The sequence below is a fragment of the Paenibacillus sp. FSL K6-2524 genome (assembly GCF_038005525.1).
GTDB lineage: Bacteria > Bacillota > Bacilli > Paenibacillales > Paenibacillaceae > Fontibacillus > Fontibacillus anaericanus.
Map to the genome: position 1 here is coordinate 1,509,898 of NZ_JBBOSP010000001.1, position 25,674 is coordinate 1,535,571.

The following is a 25,674-nucleotide window of genomic DNA, read 5'->3' on the forward strand; positions in this document are numbered from 1 at the left end:
ATAACTTCACTTGTAGGAGAGATGCAGAGTGTATCCAGATGAACCGTTTACCATAGGCATTGACATTGGTGCGACAAAAGTACTTATCGGTTCTGTGACACAGGAAGGGAAGGTTGTCCACCAACAACGGTATGACATCGATCTTTCATCAGAACAGTTACTGAGAAGCAGTATATACGATTCGATTGCAAATTATATCGATTTGCAACAAGTAAGAAATGTATCCAAGACCATCGGCATTGGGGTCTTCGGGCATGTCGATTTTGAACACGGGGAATGGATGGGAAGCATGAGATTGCCTGGGATGGATAAAGTCCGTTTCAGAGAAGACTTACAAGCGAAATATGGTTTTGATATTGCAGTAGACAACGATGTTCATGCGGCAACCCTCGCTGAAATGTATCTGGGTAAGGGACGTCAATACAGAAATTTCTTATATGTAAATGTCGGGACGGGGATTGCAGCCGGTATTGTAAGTGATGGTAGATTGGTGCGTGGGGCAGCTAACTATGCTGGGGAGATCGGTCATATTTTTGTCGGAAAAGACATGGAACCTTGTATGTGCGGGAGCAATTGGTGTTTGGAGACAGCCGCCTCTGGAGGAGGAATGATCCACCGGGCTAATCGTTGGCTAATGGATTATCCTGACTCTATACTGGCCTCCAAGATACAATCCGGTACTGTCGTCTCGGTGGATATTTTTCGTGCGGCGCTGCTTGGAGATCCATTAGCGGGCAAAATCCACCAGGAATTCATCTGGTCCATGGGCATCGTTCTAGTTAATCTAGTGAATATACTGAACCCGGAAGCCATCATTATGGGGGGCGGAGTCCTACAAGACGAGTGGTTAATGAAGGAATTGAGTACTTTTGTGTTTGAGCACGCGGCGAAAGTTCCCAGTAACGCACTGAAAGAAATCACGCTCACCGAGCTTGGCCCACAAGTCGTTGGATTGCTCGGAGCGTCGTGTCTAGCGTGGAATTACGAAGCAATGAATTGAAGTTATTTAAGTTCATCCATACACATAATGCATCGGAAGGGGAATGAAGTAACAATGAAAATACTGATGAATCATATAGGCTATGCCCGCTGTGCTTCAAAACACGCAGTTATCATTGGACAAGACGGCGACGAGGCCGGCAAGTTTCGAATTGTTGAGGGAGCAACAGGATCCGTAGTATACAGCGGGACAGCTGTGAACAGTGGTCCAGTGAACCGCTGGAAGGACTGGTACTTCTGGACTTTAGATTTTGATAGCGTGCAAGAAGAAGGAAGTTATTATATTGAATGTGACACCTCGGCAGGAAACCTTCGTTCCTATGAGTTTTTAATTAAGGATAATCTACTGGGAATACAAAGTCTTTCAGATGTTATATTTTATTTCAAAGCACAGCGCTGTACCGGTGATTTCGACAGGGCAGATCATCACATCCCTTTTGCCGGAGATAGAAAAGGTCGTCACGACTTGCACGGAGGATGGTATGATGCTACTGGAGATTATGGTAAACACTTATCTCATCAGTCGCATACAACCTACTTCAATCCGCAGCAAGGATCATTTACAGCTTGGGTGTTGTTTAAAGCGCATGAACTACTTGAGGATTCAGGGAATCCCCGTTATTTCCAATTCAAGCGCAGAATCATGGACGAAGCCATGTACGGTGCGGACTATATGTATAGGATGATGGCGCCTTCAGGGACCTTTTTTCGCTCGGTAAAGCGGGTAGGTGAGTTTATGAAAGCGGAGGATCGGGTGATCTCCTTCCAATATAAAGGTTCATCCACACAGTTCGGAGATGCAGCAACAGCGGGTGAAGAGGTCATTACTGATGAATCCTATGAGACTGGATTTCGTCAGGGAGCGGGTTTTGCCATTGCTGCCTTGGCGGCGGCGAGTAGGTATTCTTATCCAGGAGACTATACACGCGAACAATATCTAGAAGCGGCGAAGGAAGCTTACTCTTATCTAGAGGAGAACAATCATCGGTATCTGAATGATGGAAGATCCAATATTCTTGATGAATACTGTACGTTGACAGCACTTACTGAATTATATAAAGCTTCTCTGGAACCAGATTATCTCAAAAAAGCTGGCGAAAGCGCGGATCGATTGCTCGAATATTTACATTCCAGTGGAGATTGGAAGGACTATTGGAGTGCCAATGACGAAGGGCGTCCGTTCTTTCATCCTTCAGATGCAGGACTGCCAGCGATCGCACTGCTGAACTATTTAGAGATTGAGAAGAACAAGGATATGCGAGCTAAAGTACTAGAAACGGTAAAAAAAGCGATGCAGTTTGAATTAGGCATTACCAAAGAAGTAAGCAATCCTTTTGGTCTTGCACGTCAATTGGTCCAAAGTAGTGAAGGAAGTAGATATACGGCTTTTTTCCTACCTCATCAAACGGAGGCTTCCCCATGGTGGCAAGGTGAAAATGCAAGATTGGCATCTCTTGCCGCTGCTGCGAGGCTTTTAAGTAAACACCTCGACGAACAAGACAACTTAAAGGCGGAGCTGCAAGTTTATGCAGATCATCAACTCAATTGGATTCTGGGGCTCAATCCTTATGACAGCTGTATGCTCCAAGGATCAGGCCGGAATAATCCGGAGTACCATTTTGTATATGGCTTCGATTACATGAATTGCCCGGGCGGGATTTGTAACGGGATTACTGGAGATCCTTCGAACGAAGAGGGAATTGAATTTTTCACTAAATCCATCCCTGGTGTGATCGATGACAACTGGCGCTGGGGTGAACAATGGCTACCACATGCATCATGGTATATGTATGCTGTTGCACTCGGAGATTTAAATTAGTAGGGAATGATAAGTTGTAAGCACTCCAAACCCACCATCTTGTCAACGAGATGGTGGGTTTGAATTTCTATGCCAATAGGGATCTAGTATTTCGAAGAACTTGTTTCATAAAATCGGAATCAACCAGTATATGTTCAATAATTTTGATTTTACGTTTATTTACATCAAGACTTTTTCATTCATCCGTTAGAACAATTCCCGAAGTGAGGCGCGCTTAATCCCGGTAATGACTGGTGTCACCATATAAATCAACATTTAGGACGTCATGATTCATAGTAACTTTACACAGAGCAGTTGGGTGAAGGTCGGGCATCGTTCCGATTTCATTCAGCTGTTTTTTCATGAAATAGCTCATAACTGCTTTTAATGTGATCCTGTGAGTAACAATAAGTACCTGTTGGCCCCTGTGTTTCATCAAGATATCTTGAATCGAAGGAAGGGTTCTCTCTAGCAATTGACTATAGCTCTCCCCTTGACCCGTTGGTTGGTATAGATGAGGTTCATTGAAAAATTGACTGAATTGAGTAGGAAAATCTTGTGTGATTTGTTCTATGTGCTGGCCTTCCCATAGCCCCATGTTTATTTCTCGTAGTGAATCCAATTTTACGATCTCAGTTGTTCGATGACCTGAAATAATACCTGCAGTAGTGATCGCTCGGGGACTGGAACTGCAATATATAGCATCAAATGGAATGGTGGATAAGCGTTCTCCTAACCACTCGGCTTGCTGAACACCGGATGGGGTGAGAGGAGAGTCCTTATGACCTTGCATTTTCTTCAATAGGTTCCATTCGGTTTGTCCGTGACGAGTCAAATATAAAGTAGTTTCCATTCTGTATTCCTCCTAGTCGTAATGTAAGACTAGTATAATGTGTAGATATATAAACTAATAATATATAATATCTAATATACATAAACTAAATTTATAGGTGGAGATGCAGTTTGAACCTTCATGTGCTGAGATTATTTTATTATGTTGCGTTAACTGGCAGTGTAACGAAAGCTTCAGAGAAGCTGCATATTAGCCAGCCAGCCATATCGGCACAAATTCGCAAGTTTGAAAAAGACAACGACATTAAATTATTGCAAATCCAGGGTAGAGGTCTGGTTCTAACTCCTCTCGGGAACAAGTTGATTAAGCCGCTGGAGAAGTTATTTGCAATCGAGGAGCAGGTCCGGTATCTAATCGAAGACTATCATAACTATCCTGAAGGGAAATTACGGATTGCGGGAAATTATCTTGCAACGAGTGTACTGATTCCTAAGTGGGCCTCTTTATTTAAGCAACAATTTAGTGGAGTTGAAGTACATATTTCAACTGTTAACTCTCACAATGCTATTGAAAAATTAATTAATTTTGAGGCGGATGTAGCGATCTATAGCGATATTGGAGTGCCTTTCATTGATGCGGATTTATTTGAAAGTCGAGAGTTGTATAGAGATGAGTATTTGTTCGTAGTAGCCCCCGGGCATAAGTATTCGTCACAAGAGGTGACACTTGAAGAAATTGCATCTGAGCCGTTTATTATGAGAGAAGAAGGGAGCGCGGCGAGAGAGAGGTTATTTCAACAATGTCGGGAGCTAGAGATCAATCCTCCTAAAATTGAATTGCAATTTAATGGACTTAATGAGACGATTCAAGCTGTAATGGCAGGTTATGGCGTAAGCTTTGTATCCTCTCTAATAGCGAAACCTTTATTCAAACGGGGTGTACTTGCTAGAGTAGATGTGCCGGGGATTTCTTCAGCGAACTCTATTTTACTAGGATCAAGGAAAAGGGAGCATCAAGAGGAATTTGTTAATGAATTCATCTCTTTAGTCTTCAAGCATTTGGATACGGTAGCCGAAAGCTTGTGAAGCAATGGTAGGATAATAAAAAATAAATAATTCATTTCAGAGGTTGTAGGAGGATTTGTGATGATGAAGTTTTGTTATGCTTGTGGAACGGAATTGCACGCCAAGGAATGTGACGGAGAGGGACTGATCCCTTATTGTGATACATGTCAGGTATTTCGTTTTCCCATCTTTAGTACGGCAATTAGCACAGCAGTGTTAAACAAAGAACGGAATAAGGTATTACTGATCCGTCAATATAATATGGAAGATTACATCTTGCTGGCAGGATATATCAATCGTGGGGAAACAGCAGAAGAGACGCTTATTCGCGAAGTAAAGGAAGAAGTAGGACTAGAGGTCGATGAATACAAGTATATGAGAAGTATGTATTTTGAACGTTCCAATACGCTGATGCTGAACTTTGTTTCTGTTACACGTGATGAATCACTCTTGCAAATTAATCAAGAAGTTGAGCAGGCGGAGTGGTTTACTTTTGATGAGGCTAGAAAGGTTATTAAGAAACAAAGTTTGGCAGAGTCCTTCTTACTGACGATTCTTGAGCAAACGGAAGCGAATAATTCGGTCGGCTAATGATAAGGGGCTAGTGCTACTAGCCCCCTATACAAGCCCCTCAAAAACATGATTGTCAATTCGTAAAACCCTTGATATAATCGCTTTGAAAAGGTTTTCTAAAAAAAGGAAGTCATGCGATGAAATCAACGATTCGAGATGTTGCCAAGATGGCGGGGGTATCCATTAGTACGGTATCCCGTGTAATGAATTCACCAAATTCGGTGATCGAGAGTAAGCGAGAGCGAGTGTTGGAAGCCGTTGAGCAACTGAAGTATCAACCCAACGCGTTTGCACGTGGTCTGATCTACAAGAAGTCATTTACTCTGGGCCTGCTCATTCCTGATATCGAGAACTTATATTACGCAGGGGTAATTAGAGGAGTTCAGGATGCGTGTATCAAGCTTGGTTACAGTCTGATGATATGTAATACGGACAGAGACAAGGACCGCTTGCTGTCTTACATCGATACCTTTCATGAGAAACAGGTGGATGGGGTCGTATTAGCCAGTGATATCCTTTATCCCGAGTATTATGACAAATTGGTCGGCTGTCGGATTCCATTTGTGCTTGTGTCCTCACATTCGGATGAATATGATATTCCATCTGTGGAGATTGATGATGAGGCTGCCGCTTATGATGCGGTAAAATTCCTGATCGAGCTGGGTCACAAAGAAATTGGGATGATTGGCTTCAACCACGACAACTCAATTGCGGGTCCACCGCGTTATGAGGGATTCATAAGAGCCTTAACGGAGTTTGGACTCGAACGTAACATCGAGAAGATCAAATACGCTAACCATCGTTATGAACATGCATATCAAGCTACCCATGAACTGTTTACCGATTTTCCAGATTTGACGGCGGTGTTCTGTGTTGCTGACGAATTTGCTATGGGTACGATTTCTTATCTGAAAGACCGGAATATCCTTGTTCCAGGTCAGGTGTCTGTGGTTGGTTTTGATAACCTTCGCATGGCGAGTATGTTCATTCCAAAGCTAACTACAATTGCACAGCCGATTTATGAACTCGGGTACCGCGGGGCAGAGAAGTTGCATGAATTAATCACTACCGGATCTGTTGAATTACGCAGAGAGAAGATGGAGCATAAGCTGATTGTAAGAGAATCATCTCGGGAAAAATGAGAGTTGCTCATTTCTTTCAACAAGGTTTGAAAAGCTTTTCACAAACTATAATGTGTAAAGCCCGAAAGTAGCACTGAAATCGCTTCGTATAGTGAAAATATCACGATTTTTAAGAAAAAACATGAATAAATCATATTGGAAACACATAAAAAGTATGATAAAGTACAAATGTAAGCGCTGTTATGTAATTTAATTACATTCTACCGGTGCAACGCCGACCTATTTGAAAACCTTTGCAAGAAGGAGGTGATCCGCGCTCAACAGACAAAAAAGTCTATGAAAATCGATCAACTAGACCCTCAGATGAGTAAAGTATGTTTTACTTTAAATTTGATTAAAGGGGATGTTGCAGAGATGAAAAGACCTATAGGACGGAAAATGTCTTTGGCTTTGGTGCTTTGTCTATCGTTTGCCATGTTGCTTAGTGCATGTGGGGGAGGGAATAACGCTGCTAAGAATGATCCTCCAACTCCAGCTACAAATAATAGCCAAGCAACGACGGACAATACCACAGTCGCTCCTGTTGAGACAACTGGAACACCATTGGAACTTGCGATGAAGGGTGAATATAAAGGAACTAAAGTATCCATGTTCGGACCGTTCGTAGATGCCGATCAAGTGAAATTTGAGAACAGCATCAAAGAATTCGAGGAGAAGACAGGGATTGATATCCAGTATGAGGGCTCTAAGGAATTTGAAGCTACAATCAACATTCGTGTTGATGGCGGCAACGCTCCGGATATCGCTGATTTCCCACAACCGGGATTGCTAGCTTCTATTGCCAAGACAGGTAAAGTAATTGACTTAACTAATATTCTGGATCAGGCCAAATTGAAAGCTAACTATAATCAAAGCTGGCTTGATATGGCTACCATGGATGGCAAAGACGGCAAGATTATGACTGGGGTTTGGAATCGTAGTAATGTGAAAAGTCTTGTGTGGTATCCGAAGAAACAATTTGAAGAAGCTGGCTATAAGATTCCTGAAACTTGGGATGAAATGATGGAATTGACTGAGCAAATTGCTAAAGATAGTGACCCCGCATGGAGTATCGGCATTGAAAGTGGCGCGGCAACTGGTTGGCCTGCAACAGACTGGGTTGAGGATATCATGCTTCGTACTACCACTCCAGAGAATTATGACAAATGGGTAAAAGGAGAGCTGCCATTCACTTCCCCAGAAGTAAAACATGCGGTAGAAGTTATGTCTGATATTTGGATGAACAAGGACTATGTATATGGCGGCACTAAATCTATCGTTACAACCGCATTTGGTGATGCTGCGCTTCCGTTGTTCGATAACCCACCGAAAGCTTGGCTCCACCGTCAAGCTAACTTTATTACTAGCTTCTTCCCTGAAACAGCCAAAATAGATGCAGATTATGATTGGTTCTACTTACCTTCAATCGATCCGCAATACGGTAAACCAGTACTTGTAGCGGGTGACATCTACTCGATGTTTAATGACCGTCCTGAAGTTCGTGCTGTGATGGAATTCTTCACAACAGGTGAGTCGATCAAGACTTGGGTTCAATCCGGTGGTGTCATCGCGCCAATGAATGATGCTTCACTTGACTGGTACAGCTCAGAATCCGACCGCCGGATGGCGAAATTAGTTCAAGAAGCTTCCACACTTCGCTTTGATGGATCTGACCTTATGCCTGGAAAAGTAGGTGCGGGTACCTTCTGGAAGGGTATGACCGACTATGTAAGTGGAACAGCTAATCTGGATGACGCGTTGAAACAAATTCAATCCGGTTGGGATAACTAATACGAGTCCACACACAACAAGAGAATATCCGTCTCACTGGATCTAATCCAGTAACACGACACCGCAAAAGGAGGGGCAGCATGATTGGAACAAAATCTGCCGCCCCTCCTTTTGTATTAGTAGTAGGTGGTTCGATGCTTTCGAAGTGAGTTTTGCTCCGCAAAACTTTAAGGAGGAAAGACTATGAGTGCACAGACAAAGCAAAGGATCAGTACCAAGGCAGTGCTCTTATCGCTCGGTGTATTGTTAGCTAATATCGTCGTGAATGGCCTGATTTTCTTATTCTTTCGAGATTCAACGCTTAATCCGCTGATCACTGCGATACTTGCCGTCATTTGGGGAGTGCTGGGCGTATACCTGATTTACTACACCCTGACATGGGCGCTTGAGCAGTACCCTGATGATATCGTCAAAAGATTCCTCCCGTATATTTTTATCGGGCCAGCGGTTATTTTACTAGGTTGGCTGTTGGTGTTGCCTGCACTACGAACGCTGTATTTGAGCTTTTTCAATGCGAGTTCGGAAAAGTTTGTCGGTCTTAGCAACTATGCTGCGATCTTCAGTGACCGCCTGATGGCAACTGCGCTGCGAAACAATCTCCTGTGGGTGTTCATAGGAACGCTGGCTTGTGTAGCCATGGGGTTGTTAATCGCCATACTTGCGGACCGCAGCAGTTATGAGAAAGTCGCTAAATCGATTATTTTCATGCCGATGGCCATATCGTTTGTTGCAGCAGGGGTGATCTGGAAGTTCATTTATTACTATCAACCAGGCGATGAGCAAATTGGACTTTTGAACGCCATTGTTACTTTTTTTGGCGGCGAACCGCAAGCATGGACGAGTATGATTCAGCCGTGGAACAATTTCTTCCTTATTATCATCTTGATCTGGATGCAGACGGGGTTTGCGATGGTTATTTTCTCAGCAGCAATCAAGGGAGTTCCTGAGGATATTTTGGAAGCAGCACGTGTGGATGGCGCGAACGAAATAAAAATATTTTTCCGCATTATTATTCCTTACATTTCAGCGACAATCCTGACAGTCACAACGACGATCATCGTCTTTACCTTGAAAATATTTGACGTCGTCATGGTGATGACGGGAGGTCAATACGATACAGAAGTAGTAGCAACACAGTTCTATCGGCAGTTCTTCATGTACCGGAATTTCGGTTACGGTTCGACGCTAGCTATTGTTCTGCTGATTGCGGTCTTACCTGTCATCATTATTAATTTGCGTCAGTTCCGCAAGCAGGGGGGATTCTAATGGCCTTGAAGAAGAAGAGAAAAGGCAATAAGACGCTAGTAAATATTGTACTCGGAGTCATATGTCTCATTTGGTTATTGCCGACGCTTGGGCTATTCATTTCATCTTTCCGTCCGGCAACGGATATTCTGCATACTGGGTGGTGGAAGGTATTTCCTCACCAAGAATGGAGTGCGGGTGAGACCATTCAGCTTAATAAGGAAGTGGATCTGCGAGAGCCGATTGAGGTTAATGGCACGACCTATACTGACGATCAATTAAAAGCGGGCGTTACGGTAGATGGCAACCGTCTGTTATGGGAGAACCGCAGAGCACGAACAATTAATGTACAAGAGCAAGCTTGGGCGTTTAAGCCTACTCTTACATTAGAAAATTATAAAAATGTGTTGTCCGGCAAGGAATATAAGCTCAAAGAAGCGGATGGTAGCGAAACTGTGCAGAAAGGATCCGGGTTATCCCAAGCTTTCTGGAACACACTTACGATCGCAGTTCCGGCAACGGTAATTCCGGTGTTGATTGCTTCTTTTGCTGCTTATGCCTTCGCCTGGCTACGATTCCCGGGTCGCAAAACCTTATTCGTCATGATTATCGCCATGCTGGTCATTCCACTTCAGGTCGCACTGATACCAGTGTTAAAAGACTACACATCGCTTGGATTGAACGGCAGTTATTTGGGAATCTGGCTAGCACATACCGCCTTTGGTCTCCCACTTGTCACGTATTTTATGTATAACTTTATAAGCCAATTACCTAAGGATTTGTTCGAATCCGCATTTATGGATGGAGCGAGTCACTTTACGATCTTTGCCAAACTTATTCTTCCGTTGTCTGTACCCGCTCTGGCGTCCATTGGGATCTTCCAGTTCTTATGGGTATGGAACGACTATCTCGTCTCACTCATATTTATTGGTAATCAACCAGGTGTACAGGTCATGTCGATGAAAATTGCCGATTTGGTCGGCTCACGTGGGAACGATTGGCATCTACTTACCTCAGCCGCATTTATTTCAATGTTGATGCCATTAGCTATTTTCTTCTTATTGCAAAAGTATTTCGTCAGAGGTCTTATGGGTGGATCGATCAAAGGATAGTTATGAAGTAATCATAGTGCTACAGCAGATGAAGTCTGCTATAAGGAGGATTTATACAGAGATGAAGATGAAACCATACGAGCATCCAGCAGCGTTATATCCGTACCATGAGTGGAACCTCAGTGAGGATCGTTATGATGAAGAGAACAACCAAAGAAGTGAGAGTGTATTCGCATTAGGTAATGGATATATTGGCATGCGTGGTAACTTTGAGGAAGGTTATCACGGTACAAGGGGTACTTCGGTTATCGGAAATTATTTGAACGGATTTTACGACTCAGAGCCGATTGTATACCCAGAAGGTTCATATGGAAATCCCACACGTAATCAGGCCATGCTCAATGTGACCGATGCCAAAATAATCGAGCTAACTGTTGAAGGTCATGCCTTTCATTTGAATAGCGGACAAATTCATGATTATAAGCGGGAACTGGATATGAGAAAGGGGATTCTGCACCGACTGGTAGAATGGGAATCACCGGCTGGTCATCGTGTACGGATACGGATTCGGCGTATGGTTTCCTTACAGCACAAACACTTAGCGGTTATCGATTATGAGTTGACGGCGCTGAACTTTGAGGGAGAGATTACTTTTACATCCATAATGAACGGTGAAGTTGCTACGCAGGAGGCAACAGATGATCCACGGTTAGGAGGTGGAAATGCTGAGCCTAACTTATTGCTGGAAGATGCTAGGCATGAGGAACACTTCATTTGGATGAAACAAAGGACCCGGCATACTCAGTTTACGCTACTGACAGCTATGAGTCATACGATACAGTCGGTATCTGACGCGCAAATTTCGGAAACTTTGGATGGAGAGCGCATTTCAGCAGGGTTTACTCTCTCGATGCGGAATGGGGAAACGATATCATTTACTAAATATATCTCTTATCATACTTCCAAGGATTGTGCAGAAGATGAACTGCTAAGCGGAGCAGCAGAAGTGCTGCGGATGGCGGAACAAAGAGGATTCGAGGAGCTTGCCTCTGAGCAACAGGCATTTCTGCATAAATTCTGGAATCGTGTGGACATAGAAATTGGCGGAGATCCGGCGCTTCAGCAAGGGATTCGCTTCAATGCTTATCAACTGCTGCAATCCGCAGGGCGTGATGGTGTGACAAATATTGGTGCTAAAGGATTGACTGGGGAAGGGTATGAGGGCCACTATTTTTGGGATACCGAAATGTACATTCTGCCTTTCTTTACGTATACACAGCCGGAGGTCAGTAAGGCGTTACTAGAGTTCCGTTATGCCACACTTGGCAAAGCGCGGGAGAGGGCCCAGGTGATGTCACAGAAGGGGGCGCTTTATCCATGGCGTACTATTGATGGGGAGGAGAACTCTGCCTATTTCCCTGCAGGCACGGCTCAGGCACATATAAATGCCGATATTGCCTATGGAATTAAGCAATATGTGCAAGCAACTGGTGATTATGATTTTCTCGTGACGAAGGGTGCGGAAATTTTGTTCGAGACATCGCGCTTCTGGGCTGATATGGGACATTTCAATCCTGCGAAAGGCGGGTCCTTCTGCATTGATGCCGTTACGGGTCCTGATGAATATACAGCCATCGTCAACAATAATGCCTATACCAATTTGATGGTGCAGGATCAGCTATGTTATTCGTATGAGACTGCGAGGCTACTTCAGCAGCAATATCCGCATCATTATGAACGCCTACAACAGGAGATTGGTTTGACGGAAAGGGAAATAAGTGTCTGGTTAGACGCTGCAAATAAAATGTTTGTTCCCTTTGATGAGAAGCTAGGTATTTATGCGCAGGACGATACATTTCTCAGCAAGCAGAAGTGGGACTTCGACAACACTCCAGCGGATAAATATCCGCTGCTATTAAACTTCCATCCGCTGGTCATTTACCGTCATCAAGTACTCAAGCAGGCTGATCTCGTCATGGCCTTGTTCTTACTTGGAGAATGGTTCACGCTAGAGGATAAAGTTAGAAATTACAATTATTATGAACCACTTACTACGCATGATTCCTCACTTTCTCCATGCATTCATAGTATTATATCTGCGGAGATCGGAGACTTGGAGGGAGCCTACTCCTATTTTGATCGTACGGTTCGTATGGATCTTGAAGATATCAATCGTAATGCTAAAGATGGACTGCATATGGCTGCCATGGCAGGTTCATGGATGTCTATCGTGAATGGCTTTGGCGGAATGCGCTTGTATGATGGTGTCTTGTGCTTCAGTCCAGCGCTACCACGACAATGGGAAAGCTATCGCTTCAAAATTCTGAATCGTGGGCAACTAGTAGACATCTTCGTCGATGGGCAAGGAGTTGTTTATACTCTATTAGAAGGTGATGGATTAGAAATCAAACATAGAGATCATCCGCTGTTGTTATCCCCGCAAGCCCCGGTTAGAGTTCCGTTTGTAAAGTAACCTCATTACTGAAGTACTGCTGAAATCATGATTTCAGTAGTACTATTTTTAATTATGGAGAAAAAGTCGGAGGTATCTGATGCCTGATCCAAATTAACTGGAAAACCTCCAGGTAAATGCTTCGGAAAACTAATATTCCACTATGTAACTGGAAATTCTCCAGTTATTTCAATCGATTGATCATCATTGTTGGTAAAATCCACGAATTATAAGGAGAAATTCCAGTTAGTTTTTCTCTCGGCAGATACTAGTCACATTAGCGGGAGAAATTCCAGTTAGTTCATTTCTAAATTCGGTCCTAGAGCTACTTCTCGAACTATTCTAGCACTCCATCCGAACTATTCTCGATCCGCCGTCGAACTATTCTAGCACTCCATCTCGAACTATTCTCGACCCATCTTCGAACTCCCCACACACTCCTCTCGCATCCTCAACCAATTCTTAGCTCTATCTTCAAGCCATGCTAATTTCCTCCTGAAAGCCCCATCAGGCGCGGATTTATATGCTTAAAGCCTCTGCAATAGCTTTAAAATTAAAGCATATTTTTGTTAAAAGAAGGAATAAGTAATAAGCCCAACGAATTAAGGTAGAAGTGAGTAATTTGTCGAATTTCCCCATTTTAAAAATTTAGGTATAGCTTAAGAGCGTAGATGAATGGGAGAGTGCACAGATGGGTCAAGAGAGAATTTATCTCAGGATATCGAAGGTTTGGATTGCTGTATTGTTGATTGTGATAGGTCTCAGCTTAACAATATATCTTCCAGAAGCTGCTAATGCGAAGCAGACCTCAACTCAGAATGTATTGATCCTGAATTCCTACCATAAGGGCTATACTTGGACAGATGATCAGAATAACAGTATTGAAGCGAAGCTAAAAGGGGCGGAAACAACTCCAGTTATTTTTAGTGAGTATATGGATTGGAAACGATATCCGACAGACGCTAACATTCAGAATTTTTATGAGATGATTAAAGTAAAGTATGCAAAAATACATATTGATGTAATTATAGTCACAGACGATAGCGCGCTTAATTTTGCAATGAGGTATCGCAAGGAGATTCTGAATGAAGCTCCCATTGTATTTAGCGGGATTAATCGGGTTGGCCTGGAAAGTATAATAGACCAGAAGGATATTACTGGCGTAATTGAAGAGATTGATCCAACAGAAACCATACGGATGAGTTTAGAAATAAATCCATCGATTAAGAATATATATGTTGTTTATGATAATACAGAGAGCGGTATTTCCACAGGGAAATTAGTTGCTGAAAAGATCTCGTCGTTAGATCCTGGGTTGAATTTTATCCCTATGAATGCTCTCTCTAATGAAGAAATCATGCAGAAGGTATCCCAGCTTGGCTCGGACAGCATTATTTTATTGACTACCTATTATAGCGATTCCACGGGACAAATTATTGAATTTGATGGCTTTGCAAGTGAAATAAGCTCGACAAGCAGTGTTCCTGTATATGGACTTTACGAGTATGCATTGAACCATGGAGTGATTGGCGGGGATCTCGTTAGCGGGATCAATCAAGGACATACTGCTGGGGATATGGCACTGCAAATTTTGCAAGGAACAGCTCCCGAAGACATACCGATAGCTTCGAACAATTTGAACCGCAGGGTGTTTGACTTCAATGAGCTGCAGCGGTTTCATATTTCAATAAATAAGTTACCGAGTGACAGCGAGATTATTAACAAACCGTTCTCTTTCTACGAAACCTATCGAGGTCTTGTCCTTAGTATCATTGGAGTATTTGTTGTATTACTAGCGTTTATCGCTGTTCTAGTGTTCTATGTGATACGAGATAAACGGATGAGACGGAAGCTACAAGTGAGTTACGAGGAATTGGAGATTACTTACGAAGAGCTTACAGCTCTGCAAGATGAACTGCAGGAACAATACAACAAGTTAGTAAACAATCAGGTGCTGCTACAGACTAGTGAGGAGAAATACCGACATCTAGCCTATAACGATGTGTTAAGCGGTCTACCGAACCGACTGTCTTTAACGGAGGAATTAAGGACGTTCATTGAGCAACGTTCAGATGATCAGGCGGCATTGTTCTTTTTGGATATCGATGATTTCAAATATATTAATGATACGAAGGGGCACCCCTTTGGTGACCAATTGTTAGTTAAAGTTGGGGAGCGGTTGCAGGGTCTAGCGGATGGAAGTAGTAGTATTTTCAGACTCGGTGGGGATGAATTTGTTATTCTGCTACAGGAAACCACCATGTTTGCGGAGGTTATGGCTTATGCAGAGTCTATCGTTGAATACTTCAAGGAGCCTTTCCTGTTAAATGAAAGTCTTGTTTATATTTCAGCAAGTATAGGAATTGCTAGGTATCCTAAGAACGGCTTGAATGCGGAAGAGTTGATGAAAAATGCGGATATCGCCATGTATAAAGCGAAAGAGACGGGGAAAGGAACCTTTGTTATTTTCGGGGAAGCCCTGCAGCAGCATTTCGATGAACGGATGATCATTGAGAACCAATTACGAAATGTAATAGCGAATGATGAGCTTTCTCTACATTACCAGCCATTGATAGATCTTGGTACAGGTGAGAATTGGGGATTTGAGGCTTTAATACGCTGGAACAGCCCTGTGCTTGGTTTTGTATCGCCGTTATCTTTTATAAAAATAGCAGAGGATTCTCGATTAATTGTACCTATTGGAGAATGGGTGTTGCGTGAGTCTTGCGGGTTTATTAAAGGGCTCCAGGAACAAGGCTACAAAAATTATCATATCTCAGTCAATATTTCAGTTGTTCAATTAATGATGGATGACTTCACGGATATGGTGCTTAAGATTCTGCGAGATACGGGACTTTCTCCACAATATTTGGAACTCGAAATTACGGAGTCTATCTTTATGGAGTCTTTCGAGGAGATTAGTAAGAAGCTAGAGTTCTTGAAGCATAAAGGGATCGGGATTGCATTGGATGACTTTGGAACGGGATATTCTTCCTTAAGCTATTTGACGCAGCTACCAATTACCACTTTGAAAATTGATAAGTCGTTTATCGATGGTATCGATGCAGCAGACAATAGATCACTTGCCAGTTCGATTATAACGATGGGTCATGATATGGGGTTGTATGTCACTGCTGAAGGGGTTGAAACGGCAGAGCAATTGGCCTTCCTTGAACGTACAAAATGTGATAAAATCCAGGGATATTTCATCAGTAGACCGATTCCAGGACATGAAGTAGTCGATTGGGTTAAGGAGAGAGTAGGGTAACTTAGTAGAGGGAGTGATCTTAATGTACGTGACAAATGAAGAGGACTTACGTTATGTGATTTTATTGTCTAAGGTACCTGGCAAAGAGATGACTGAGGAATTGATCCGCGCTCACGTCCAGCATCTGAAGCAGCTGGACGGTCAAGGCAAGCTTGAACTCTGCGGACCATTTATTGGTTACCGTGGTGGAATGGTCATCATTAAGGCAGACTCATTTGAAGAGGCCAAGCAAATTGCGGAAGCTGATCCGTATGTGCGGGCAGGTGTTGAAACCTACGAGTTACGAACCTGGGAACTATCTTGTGAGGCCAACAATCATATGGGGATGGGATAACACAAGGAGCCCCATCAGCTTTATGCCGGAATCTATTTTCTCGCAGATTATGATTCTCTATCCTGTAATTTCTCCAATGCGGCAAACGCCAATTTTACAAAATAGGTGGATGCGGGATAAAGTGCAGCATCAGCGACTTTAAACTTCGGATGATGTAGATCGTAAGGACCACCAGAGCCAATCATTACAAAAGCACCCGGGAGCTTCTCTTGGTAGTAGGCAAAGTCTTCACCAACTGAAGTGACCGGGATCGTCTTCGCATCATAGCCATGTTGTGTAGCAATCTCTAGCGATAAGTCAGCCCATTCGGCCGTGTTCATAACAGAAGGCGGCCCTGGATGCCAGTTTAACGTGACTTTTGCATCAAACGATTCACCGATTCCCCGCAGTATTTGCTCCATACGCTTGCGAATATAGGAACGAGTCTCGCTATTAAACGTGCGAACGGTTCCCTCCAAATAGGCACTCTCTGGAATCACATTCCATGTTGTCCCACTGTGAATTTGTGTAATACTGAGCACGGCATTATCAGAAGAGGACACATTCCGGCTGATAATACTTTGAAGTGCCCCAATAATCGCTCCGGTAATAAGAATAGGATCATTACCTTCATGTGGCTTGGCAGCATGCGCACCAATTCCTGTCACATGAATTTCAAAACGATCTACCCCAGCAGTTAGAGCTCCAGTCTTTGTTCCGAACTCCCCCACCTTGAGGGTAGGATCGTTATGCAGACCAAATATAGCCGATACATGATCCAGAATCCCCGTGTTCAGAATGTTTATGGCACCATGTCCAGTTTCCTCAGCAGGTTGGAACAGAATACGTACCGTCCCAGGTAAAATCATCTTCTGTTCATTCAGTAGGATCGCTGCACCGAGCATCACCGCGGTATGAAAATCATGACCGCAGGCATGCATAACGCCTTTATGTAGGGAGGGGAAATCCACATCTGATTGTTCCAGAATTGGGAGTGCATCAATATCTCCACGTAAAGCTATGATTGGACCGGGGAGATCTCCTTTGATTTCAGCAACTAGGCCCGTAGTTAATGGTAAATCACAAATTGAAATCCCGTATTGCTCGAGTACTGTGCGTATTTTAAGTGTCGTTTCAAACTCTTGATTTGATAATTCAGGATAAGTATGTAGGTTGTGACGGAATTGTATCAATTGATCTTCTAATGGTTTTATTGTCATGATCATACTCCCTCTCTAATCCCTAAATAATAAATTACTGGAAATGGAATAGTCAATGAAATTTGCTTTATATATCGTTATATCGTAATATAGTGATATATAAATATTAGGTATGAGGAGTTGGCATCACTTGGACAATAATTTCAAAGCTTATGATGAAGCCTCTGAACTGCTCAAAGCTTTAGCTCACCCGGTGCGTTTATGCATCGTCAAAGGCTTGCTGGAGAAGGGACGCTGTAATGTATCCCATATGCAGGAATGTCTCGATATTCCGCAATCTACCGTGTCGCAGCATCTGCAGAAGCTACGGAATGCAGGGATTGTTGTGGCTGAGCGCAGTGGTTTGGAGATCAACTATATGATCAAGAATGACACCGTGATTAAACTAATTGAGGCTATTTTTGGGGAGGAACTATAAATGAGTAAAAAAGTATTAATTGTCGGCGGAGTTGCTGGAGGAGCTTCGGCAGCTGCAAGGTTACGCCGTTTGGATGAGGATGCACATATCGTCATGTTCGAGCGGGATCATTATATTTCATTTGCTAATTGTGGCTTGCCATATTATATAGGAGACTCGATTAAAGAACGCAGCAAACTGTTGATTCAGACTCCAGAAGCCATGTACAAACGATTCAACATTGACGTACGGATTGAAAGTGAAGTGATCTCGCTTGATCCAAACTCAAAGACCGTCCGTGTTAGAAGTAAAGAACGTGGCGAATATGATGAAACCTACGATGCGGTAATTCTCTCACCTGGTGCTCGTCCGATTAAGCCGCCGCTACCAGGCATAAACGGGTCAGGGATTCATACACTGCGCAATATTCCGGATACGGATCGAATTAAGAAGCTGGTCACGGAACAATCATGCCGTACAGCTGTTGTGATCGGCGGGGGATTCATTGGGGTCGAGATGGCCGAGAATTTGCGGGAATTGGGTCTAGAGGTGACATTGGTCGAAGGGGGTCCACAATTACTAGCACCTTTTGATTATGAAATGTCAGGTAAGTTGTCTAAGGAACTTGAACAGCATGGAGTTAACCTTGTTTTAAATGACGGTGTTGCATCTTTTGCTGAGCAAGGTACACAAACCTTAGTTAATTTGGTAAGTGGGACAGCGCTTATAGCTGATATCGTAGTGCTAGCGATCGGGGTTGCTCCGGATACTGGATTCCTGTCAGAAAGTGGGCTGGAACTTGGGCCTAGAGGGCATATTGTCGTCAACGAACGTATGGAAACCAATCTTGAACATGTGTATGCGGTGGGAGATGCTATTGAGGTAACTGATTACGTGAGTGGGTTCAAAACCGCAGTTCCACTGGCTGGTCCAGCTAATAAACAGGGGCGGATTGCTGCAGATAACGTCGCAGGATTACCTACCGCGTATCGCGGAACTCAAGGCACCTCGATCATCAAGGTATTCGGGCTTACCGGGGCTACAACAGGTAACAACGAAAAGACTTTAACCCGGCTAGGTATTCCTTATCATGTCACTTATGTTCATCCCAATTCACATGCTTCTTATTATCCGGGTGCCATGCCTATGACCATCAAGCTATTGTTTAATGAGAGTGGAACGATACTCGGCGCTCAAGCTGTTGGTTATATTGGAGTGGATAAGCGAATTGATGATATTGCAACAGTTATCCATTTTAAAGGTAATGTGAGTGATCTTGCTGAACTGGAACTGGCTTATGCTCCGCCATACTCTTCCGCTAAGGACCCCGTTAATATGGCAGGGTATACAGCTGAGAACGTGGTGAGTGGTAGGACTGCGGTCTATTTGCCAAAAGATCTGGAGTCACGTGATACTTCAAATACGGTGCTAGTTGATGTGCGGTCGGCAATAGAGCATGCAAACGGTCATATTCCTGACTCGCTGTTAATTCCAGTCGATGAGTTGCGCAGCCGTCTGGGTGAACTGGATAAGAATAAGGAAATCTGGGTATATTGCCAAGTGGGTCTACGTGGTTATACAGCCTCGCGGATTCTAAGCCAACATGGGTTTAAGGTCAGAAATTTGACCGGAGGTTACAGTACCTATTTAATGAGCCAATATCAACCGGCGAGCATTACGGGAGATACAGGAGCAGGAGCTGCTGCTAATGCTCAGCCGAGTATTTTACCTAATAAAACAGCGGAAGAGGAAGTGGCAACAGCACTAGAGGTGGAGACATTCGAAGCAAATGTTACGCTTGATGCCTGCGGACTTAGTTGTCCTGGACCCTTAATTGGCGTCAAGAAGCAGATGGACCAAATGCAGGATGGGAACGTTCTAAAGGTCACAGCCTCCGACCCTGGATTCTATGAAGATATTAAGGCCTGGGCGAGAATGGCTGGTGCTGAAGTACTGCAAATCGAGAGAAAGCCAGAAGGTATGATCGAGGCTTATTTGCGAAAAAAAGCAGCCCCTGTTCCAGCGGAGAATACAGCAACAGCAACTGTACAAAGTTCGACTTCGCGCGAAGGAAGTACGATGGTTGTTTTTAGTGGCGAGTTGGATAAAGCGATTGCCTCATTTATTATTGCAAACGGGGCTGCAGCTAGTGGTAAAAAAGTTACGATGTTCTTCACCTTCTGGGGACTTAATGTCTTGCGCAGACCTGACAAAGTAAACGTCTCTAAAAGCTTCATCGGCCGCATGTTTGGAGCTATGATGCCACGGGGAAGTCGCAAATTGGGCCTGTCCAATATGAATATGCTGGGTGCCGGTTCCATCATGATTCGTAAGGTGATGCAGTCCCGTAATATTGCTTCACTTGAAGAACTCATTCAATCTGCGGTAGACCAAGGCGTTGAGATGGTTGCCTGCCAGATGTCCATGGATGTCATGGGAATTGTAAAGGAAGAACTGATCGACGGCGTCAAAATTGGTGGAGTTGGCTATTATCTAGGCCAAGCCGATCAATCCGGGCATAATCTATTTATATAATATAAAAAATGGGGATACAGTACATTCATTTGAATGTCTGTATCCCTTTTTATAGGTATAACCTATTCTGTTGACGGAGTCGGATGAGCTGCCAGGTATTCTAGTGCCTGATTAATAAGTATAGCGGCATCTGCACGAGAAATTTCAGCTTTAGGGTGGAATTTACCGTCTGCATCAAGCTTGGTAATGCCAAGTACAAGTGAACGTTGAACAGTTCCTTGATAAGCGACTTCCAGTTCGGTGTCATCTCCGAATGTCATAGGAACTATCTTAATCTTAGGCAGTTGACCCTGATGTTCCATTGCCAAAATTAATTGGTGTGTGAACTCCTCACGGGTCATTTTATGAACTGGATCGAAGTCAGCAGGCAAATCGAATCCATGAACGGATGCAATGATCAAGGCTTGGGCATACCAAGCATCGTTCTTAGCTATTGTAAAATAATCGGTGACCTCAGGCATTTTAACAAATGAGATGGCATTCAAGTTTAGGTCAAGGGCATTGACTATGAGCTGCACGCATTGAGCACCAGTCAACGTAGCTTCCGGTGAAAATTTATTGCTACTTGTCCCATGTAGGATTCCCTTTTCTTGCAACAATATAATGCTGTCTTTGGCTGCAGTACTGCTTATATCAGCAAAAGATTTCGTGGCAGCGAAGCTTGATCCTGCAAATGACAGGGACAGTACGGCAACGGAGGAAATAGTTGCGGTTAATAGCTTGCGTTGGAATGACATGAAATCACCTCTTCTAGTTGGATGGATAGTTATATTCATTCTGACGTGGATATTATAGGAATGTTGCATCAGGCTCTAAACAGCAATCAGTGCTGCGATATATACAAACAAATTTGGAGGAAACAGCGATCGTAAGGATAATCCGTCCGCGTAGCGGTCATTAATCTACGTTATACATATTTTCTTGAACTGATTGTACTATTGATCCAGAATTAAATAGTGTAATATTATTAGTGACACAGCAATGCGTATAGTCTATAATTAAGCCAATTATCCGTATAAACAGCTAACACAAATAATTAGTACAGTTTTTCAAGTCGAAAATAAGGGGGAATTCCTTATCATTTCGCTGCAACAGGTAAGCAAAAGGTATGCTCTGCGGGAGGGGGACTTTGAAGCCGTTAAATCTGTCACTCTCGACATTGCAGAAAGAGAGATTCACGGGATCATTGGTGAAAGTGGTGCAGGCAAATCCACACTTCTACGAATGATGAACGTTCTGGAACCTCCAGACGAAGGCAAGGTTATGGTTAATGGGGCTGACTTGACTCAAATGTCAGAGATACAGCTTCGTGAGGCGCGCAGATCGATCGGTATGATTTTTCAGCAATTTAATTTACTACATAATCGGACAGTGAGTGGGAATGTTGCCACTCCACTCGAGCTAGCGGGCATTCCCAAGAAAGAGCGGGCACTGCGTGTTGCCGAGTGCTTACGATTTGTTGGTTTGTTAGATAAGGCGGATCAGTATCCTGCTCAGTTAAGTGGAGGGCAGAAGCAAAGGGTGGCGATTGCTAGAGCACTCGCTAATCATCCTCGGGTGCTCCTATGCGACGAACCCACGTCTTCACTTGACCCCAAGACCACGGTGGAAATATTGGAAGTGCTGAGACATATTAATGAGACATTGGGCGTTACGATAGCCATTGTCACACATGAGATGGATGTGGTCAAAAGGATCTGCCACACCGTGTCCGTCATGGAGAATGGTTCAATCACCGATACCTTTGCTTTGCAAGGGCGTAGCAGGGATTCGGCGCTTCCTCTTCCGCCATCGTTTCGGGAACAACTGTTAGGTGAAGCGGGGGATGCATAGTGTTTGACTTGTCTGTCATGCTGGATCAAGTGGTCAAATATCGATCCGAGATTGTCGAGGCGATCGGAGAAACATTCGTGATGGTGGGGATTTCCATTGGTGCGGCAATCCTGCTCGGGCTTCCTATAGGTACTTTGCTGTATCTGTGCCGGAAGGGACAACTTTACGAGAACCGTTCTGTATCTCTTGTGCTGAATAACCTAGTTAATATCATTCGCTCATTTCCATTCTTATTACTTGTTGTCTTTATGATTCCGCTAACTCGTCTTCTAATTGGAACGGCGATTGGAACACTTGCGGCTTCCGTTCCCTTGGCAATAGTAGCGATTGCTGTTTATTCCAGGTTAGTGGAGCAATCGTTGTTAGAGGTTCCGCGTGGAGTTATCGAGGCGGCGCAATCCATGGGGGCATCCAAACTGGAAATAATCATTAAGTTTTTGTACGTAGAGTCACGCTCTGGCTTAGTACTAGGCCTTACAACCTCCACGATTAGTTTTATTTCTTACTCGACTGTAGTGGGAGTAGTGGGGGGCGGGGGAGTTGGCGACTTTGCGATCCGCTACGGGTACCAACGTTTTGAGACGGAACTCATGGCAGCTATGATCATCTTGATGATCATTTTGGTCCAAAGCATCCAATTCATTGGAGGTTTTATTGCTAGAAAGTTGGATAGAAGGTAAGCGTTAGGTAGCAGCGACCGAATGGATCGTTTGTCCAAGGAGCAGTCACCTATCGACAGAAAATGGTATTTAATACACATAGGGGGTAAATTTAATCATGAACAAAAAAATGATGTCGATGCTAGTGCTGCTAATGGTTGTTATAGCTGGTTGTGGTAACAATCAAGCGAAAGAGAATCAACCGGAGCAGGACAAGAACAATACACCTGCACAAACAGAAACAACCCTGAAAGTTGCGACCTTGATTCCACCCATGACGGAAATTCTAGATGTGGTGAAGCCACTGCTTAAGGAAGAAGGGATTAACCTTGAGGTTGTTGTTCTATCCGATAACGTTCAGCCGAACGATGCGCTTGCTAATAAAGAAGTGGATGCAAACTTCTTCCAGCATGTCCCTTATATGAATCAATACAATGAAAATAAAAATACAGAACTCGTTCCGATTCAGCCGATTTATAATGCGATCTATGGTGCTTATTCTAAACGTTACAAATCAATGGAAGAGTTACCTGAGGGGGCAACCATCGCGATTGCGAATGATCCTACCAATATCGGCCGTTCGCTCGTCATGCTCGATAAAGCCGGAATAATTAAGCTGAAGGAAGGCGTTGGTATTCAGGCTACACAAGGCGACATTATCGAAAATAAGAAAAAATTTAAATTCGAAGAGGTCGACCTACTGATGCTTGCTCGTATGCTGGATGATGCCGATTTGGTTCTCATGACACCTGCTTATGCCAGCCCACTTGGATTGACGCCTAAGAAAGATGCACTACTTACAGAAACCGATGATTCGGAGTTCGTGATTACGCTAGTGGCTCGTGCAGATAATCAGGATTCTGAGATCATTCAGAAGCTTGCTAAAGTGATGTCTGGTCCAGAAGTGAAAAAGTTTTTAGAGGAAAATTACGACGAGATTGCCGTACCTGCGTTTAAATAATTGAAGTTTTCTGTAGATTTTTTTCGCTCTCCACAGATTGGTGGATTACAAATGGGTAAAATGATGCTATATTAATGTAAGTGAATATGTATTTCATGAAACTAAAGCATTTTTCAATTCAATGTGACTTACTTAACAGAGAGTGGACATTTGTCGCAGTACAATGAATACAGTTCATATCATTAAATACAACTACAATTCAATTGAATATGGATCTTCGGGGTAAGGTGAAATTCCTGACCGGCGGTGAGGTTCGTTCCTGGTGAATGAACTATAGCCCGCGACTCGTCATTGGATAACGATGACGACTGACTTGGTGTAATTCCAAGGCCGACGGTAAAGTCCGGATGGGAGAAGATCAAAGATATAGCATGCGGCAGCTTTATTTCCTGTGCAAGCTTATTTGATCAGCCCCTGTTACTGTCGATGATTTGTCGATAACAGGGGCTTTCTGCTGTAGACCCCATATTCAAGAAGGGGACAGACAAATGGAGAACGTAAGCGCAAATGTTAAACCAGCATTGATGAAAAGAGATTCAGCAAGAGGTGGATTTTGGTTAGTCGTATTAGGAGCAGCACTATGGGGAGTTGATCCTCTATTTAGGATCCTTCTGCTCGATACGCTCACCTCGGCGCAAATTGTACTACTCGAACATGTCATTATTGCCTTAGTGATGTTTCCGTTAATGTGGAAGAACCGTAGTGAATTACGTGGTCTGGGATGGAAACAGGTTGGGGCGTTGCTCTTCATTTCGTGGGGTGGATCAGCTATAGCGACGGTGCTCTTTACCATGGGACTGACTAACGGCAATCTCAATGCCGTTCTTTTGTTACAAAAGCTACAGCCACTATTCGCAATTATTCTAGCTAGATTGTTACTGAAGGAATCTTTGCCTCGCTATTTCTTCCCACTGGCCTTGATCGCATTGGGTGGTACGTACTTGTTAACCTTCGGTTTTACTTTACCTATAGGTCATTGGAAGGACTTTGTACAAGTAGGTAGCTTGTTGTCGCTAGGAGCAGCCGCTCTCTGGGGTGGATCAACGGTTATGGGACGTATGATGGTAGGCCAAATGAAATATGAGACTGTGACATCGTTACGTTTTATTCTCGCTTTGCCGATATTGCTCGCTTTCACTTGGAGTGAAGGAGCAGCATGGAATATACCATCAGGTACATCCGCTATTGCCGGCGTTTCGCTTAATTTACTCGGGCAGGCATTGTTGCCAGGATTACTCAGTTTGTTAGTGTATTATAAAGGACTGACTACGACGAAGGCTTCGGTCGCGACACTAGCTGAACTCAGCTTCCCGATGGTAGGGGTGCTTATTAACTGGATCGTGTTCCAAGAGGTGATCACTCGTCCACAAATTGTTGGCTTTATTCTGATCTGGGGAGCGTTGTTCGTTATATCTAGACAGGGACAAGGCAAAGACGAAGGAGCAGGTACAGCTTCCATTCAGAAATAAAGACCCAGTTTTTAATCGAATGGATCTATTGCTTAGATTTCAGGTTGGTATACGGATACTTTTAAACAATTCAGAAGCGTGTTACCCTGTATTTATGGATACGGCGGTAGCACGTTTTTTTGTGAAATTCA

20 protein-coding genes and 1 riboswitch are annotated in these 25,674 nt (G+C 43.6%); of the genes, 17 read left to right on the forward strand and 3 right to left on the reverse strand.

What is annotated here, in order from left to right; all coding sequences use genetic code 11:
• Nucleotides 1-28 precede the first annotated feature (28 nt).
• Both NST85_RS06520 and NST85_RS06525 read left to right on the forward strand, forming a co-directional pair.
• Entirely contained in the window at nt 29-1,000 is a 972-nt protein-coding gene (locus NST85_RS06520; RefSeq protein ID WP_127192110.1) for an ROK family protein, read from the forward strand.
• 54 nt (nt 1,001-1,054) lie between these two features.
• Complete coding sequence (locus NST85_RS06525) at nt 1,055-2,818, forward strand: glycoside hydrolase family 9 protein (protein ID WP_170220172.1); 1,764 nt, start codon at nt 1,055-1,057, stop codon at nt 2,816-2,818.
• 214 nt (nt 2,819-3,032) lie between these two features.
• Here the strand turns inward: NST85_RS06525 and NST85_RS06530 are convergent, their stop codons facing one another.
• The gene (locus NST85_RS06530) at nt 3,033-3,650 is read right to left on the reverse strand and encodes a histidine phosphatase family protein (RefSeq protein WP_127192108.1); all 618 of its coding nucleotides are present in this window, start codon (nt 3,648-3,650) and stop codon (nt 3,033-3,035) included.
• Nucleotides 3,651-3,760: 110 nt separating this feature from the next.
• Here NST85_RS06530 and NST85_RS06535 point away from each other — a divergent pair, with 110 nt between their 5' ends.
• The 9 genes from NST85_RS06535 to NST85_RS06575 all read left to right on the forward strand — a co-directional run bounded on the left by NST85_RS06535 (nt 3,761) and on the right by NST85_RS06575 (nt 16,490).
• Entirely contained in the window at nt 3,761-4,675 is a 915-nt protein-coding gene (locus NST85_RS06535) for a LysR family transcriptional regulator (protein ID WP_127192107.1), read from the forward strand.
• 60 nt (nt 4,676-4,735) lie between these two features.
• Nucleotides 4,736-5,245, forward strand: a complete 510-nt coding sequence (locus NST85_RS06540; RefSeq protein ID WP_246054046.1) for an NAD(+) diphosphatase — start codon at nt 4,736-4,738, stop codon at nt 5,243-5,245.
• Between the two features lie 119 nt (nt 5,246-5,364).
• A complete protein-coding gene (locus NST85_RS06545; protein ID WP_127192106.1) occupies nt 5,365-6,369 on the forward strand; it encodes a LacI family DNA-binding transcriptional regulator in 1,005 nt (334 codons plus the stop codon).
• Between the two features lie 354 nt (nt 6,370-6,723).
• Nucleotides 6,724-8,139, forward strand: a complete 1,416-nt coding sequence (locus NST85_RS06550) for an ABC transporter substrate-binding protein (RefSeq protein ID WP_341191082.1) — start codon at nt 6,724-6,726, stop codon at nt 8,137-8,139.
• A gap of 183 nt (nt 8,140-8,322) precedes the next feature.
• Nucleotides 8,323-9,405 (forward strand): carbohydrate ABC transporter permease, encoded by a 1,083-nt coding sequence (locus NST85_RS06555; protein WP_341188883.1) that lies wholly within the window; start codon nt 8,323-8,325, stop codon nt 9,403-9,405.
• Nucleotides 9,405-10,496, forward strand: a complete 1,092-nt coding sequence (locus tag NST85_RS06560; protein ID WP_127192103.1) for a carbohydrate ABC transporter permease — start codon at nt 9,405-9,407, stop codon at nt 10,494-10,496. The genes NST85_RS06555 and NST85_RS06560 overlap by 1 nt, the downstream gene beginning before the upstream one ends.
• Before the next feature lie 61 nt (nt 10,497-10,557).
• A complete protein-coding gene (locus tag NST85_RS06565; protein WP_341188884.1) occupies nt 10,558-12,909 on the forward strand; it encodes a glycoside hydrolase family 65 protein in 2,352 nt (783 codons plus the stop codon).
• Nucleotides 12,910-13,579: 670 nt separating this feature from the next.
• A complete protein-coding gene (locus NST85_RS06570) occupies nt 13,580-16,156 on the forward strand; it encodes an ABC transporter substrate binding protein (protein ID WP_341188885.1) in 2,577 nt (858 codons plus the stop codon).
• A gap of 22 nt (nt 16,157-16,178) precedes the next feature.
• Nucleotides 16,179-16,490, forward strand: coding sequence for a YciI family protein (locus tag NST85_RS06575; protein ID WP_341188886.1), 312 nt, complete (start codon nt 16,179-16,181; stop codon nt 16,488-16,490).
• 47 nt (nt 16,491-16,537) lie between these two features.
• On the opposite strand, the gene NST85_RS06580 is transcribed toward NST85_RS06575, so the two are convergent.
• Entirely contained in the window at nt 16,538-17,689 is a 1,152-nt protein-coding gene (locus NST85_RS06580; protein ID WP_341188887.1) for an amidohydrolase, read from the reverse strand.
• 130 nt (nt 17,690-17,819) lie between these two features.
• Here NST85_RS06580 and NST85_RS06585 point away from each other — a divergent pair, with 130 nt between their 5' ends.
• On the forward strand, nt 17,820-18,107 hold the full coding sequence (locus NST85_RS06585; protein ID WP_127192099.1) for an ArsR/SmtB family transcription factor: 288 nt from the start codon (nt 17,820-17,822) through the stop codon (nt 18,105-18,107).
• Complete coding sequence (locus NST85_RS06590) at nt 18,108-20,621, forward strand: FAD-dependent oxidoreductase (protein ID WP_341188888.1); 2,514 nt, start codon at nt 18,108-18,110, stop codon at nt 20,619-20,621.
• Between the two features lie 62 nt (nt 20,622-20,683).
• Here NST85_RS06590 and NST85_RS06595 read toward each other — a convergent pair whose 3' ends face one another.
• Nucleotides 20,684-21,358 (reverse strand): S-layer homology domain-containing protein, encoded by a 675-nt coding sequence (locus NST85_RS06595; RefSeq protein WP_341188889.1) that lies wholly within the window; start codon nt 21,356-21,358, stop codon nt 20,684-20,686.
• Nucleotides 21,359-21,698: 340 nt separating this feature from the next.
• Between NST85_RS06595 and NST85_RS06600 the strand changes: the two genes are divergently transcribed.
• The 4 genes from NST85_RS06600 to NST85_RS06615 all read left to right on the forward strand — a co-directional run bounded on the left by NST85_RS06600 (nt 21,699) and on the right by NST85_RS06615 (nt 25,543).
• Entirely contained in the window at nt 21,699-22,454 is a 756-nt protein-coding gene (locus NST85_RS06600; RefSeq protein WP_127192096.1) for a methionine ABC transporter ATP-binding protein, read from the forward strand.
• A 17-nt stretch (nt 22,455-22,471) separates the two neighbouring features.
• A complete protein-coding gene (locus tag NST85_RS06605; protein ID WP_370877650.1) occupies nt 22,472-23,134 on the forward strand; it encodes a methionine ABC transporter permease in 663 nt (220 codons plus the stop codon).
• A 97-nt stretch (nt 23,135-23,231) separates the two neighbouring features.
• Nucleotides 23,232-24,074 (forward strand): MetQ/NlpA family ABC transporter substrate-binding protein, encoded by an 843-nt coding sequence (locus NST85_RS06610; protein ID WP_341188890.1) that lies wholly within the window; start codon nt 23,232-23,234, stop codon nt 24,072-24,074.
• A 209-nt stretch (nt 24,075-24,283) separates the two neighbouring features.
• Nucleotides 24,284-24,437: riboswitch (FMN riboswitch) on the forward strand.
• A 125-nt stretch (nt 24,438-24,562) separates the two neighbouring features.
• Nucleotides 24,563-25,543, forward strand: a complete 981-nt coding sequence (locus tag NST85_RS06615) for a DMT family transporter (protein WP_341188891.1) — start codon at nt 24,563-24,565, stop codon at nt 25,541-25,543.
• The last annotated feature ends 131 nt before the right edge of the window (nt 25,544-25,674 follow it).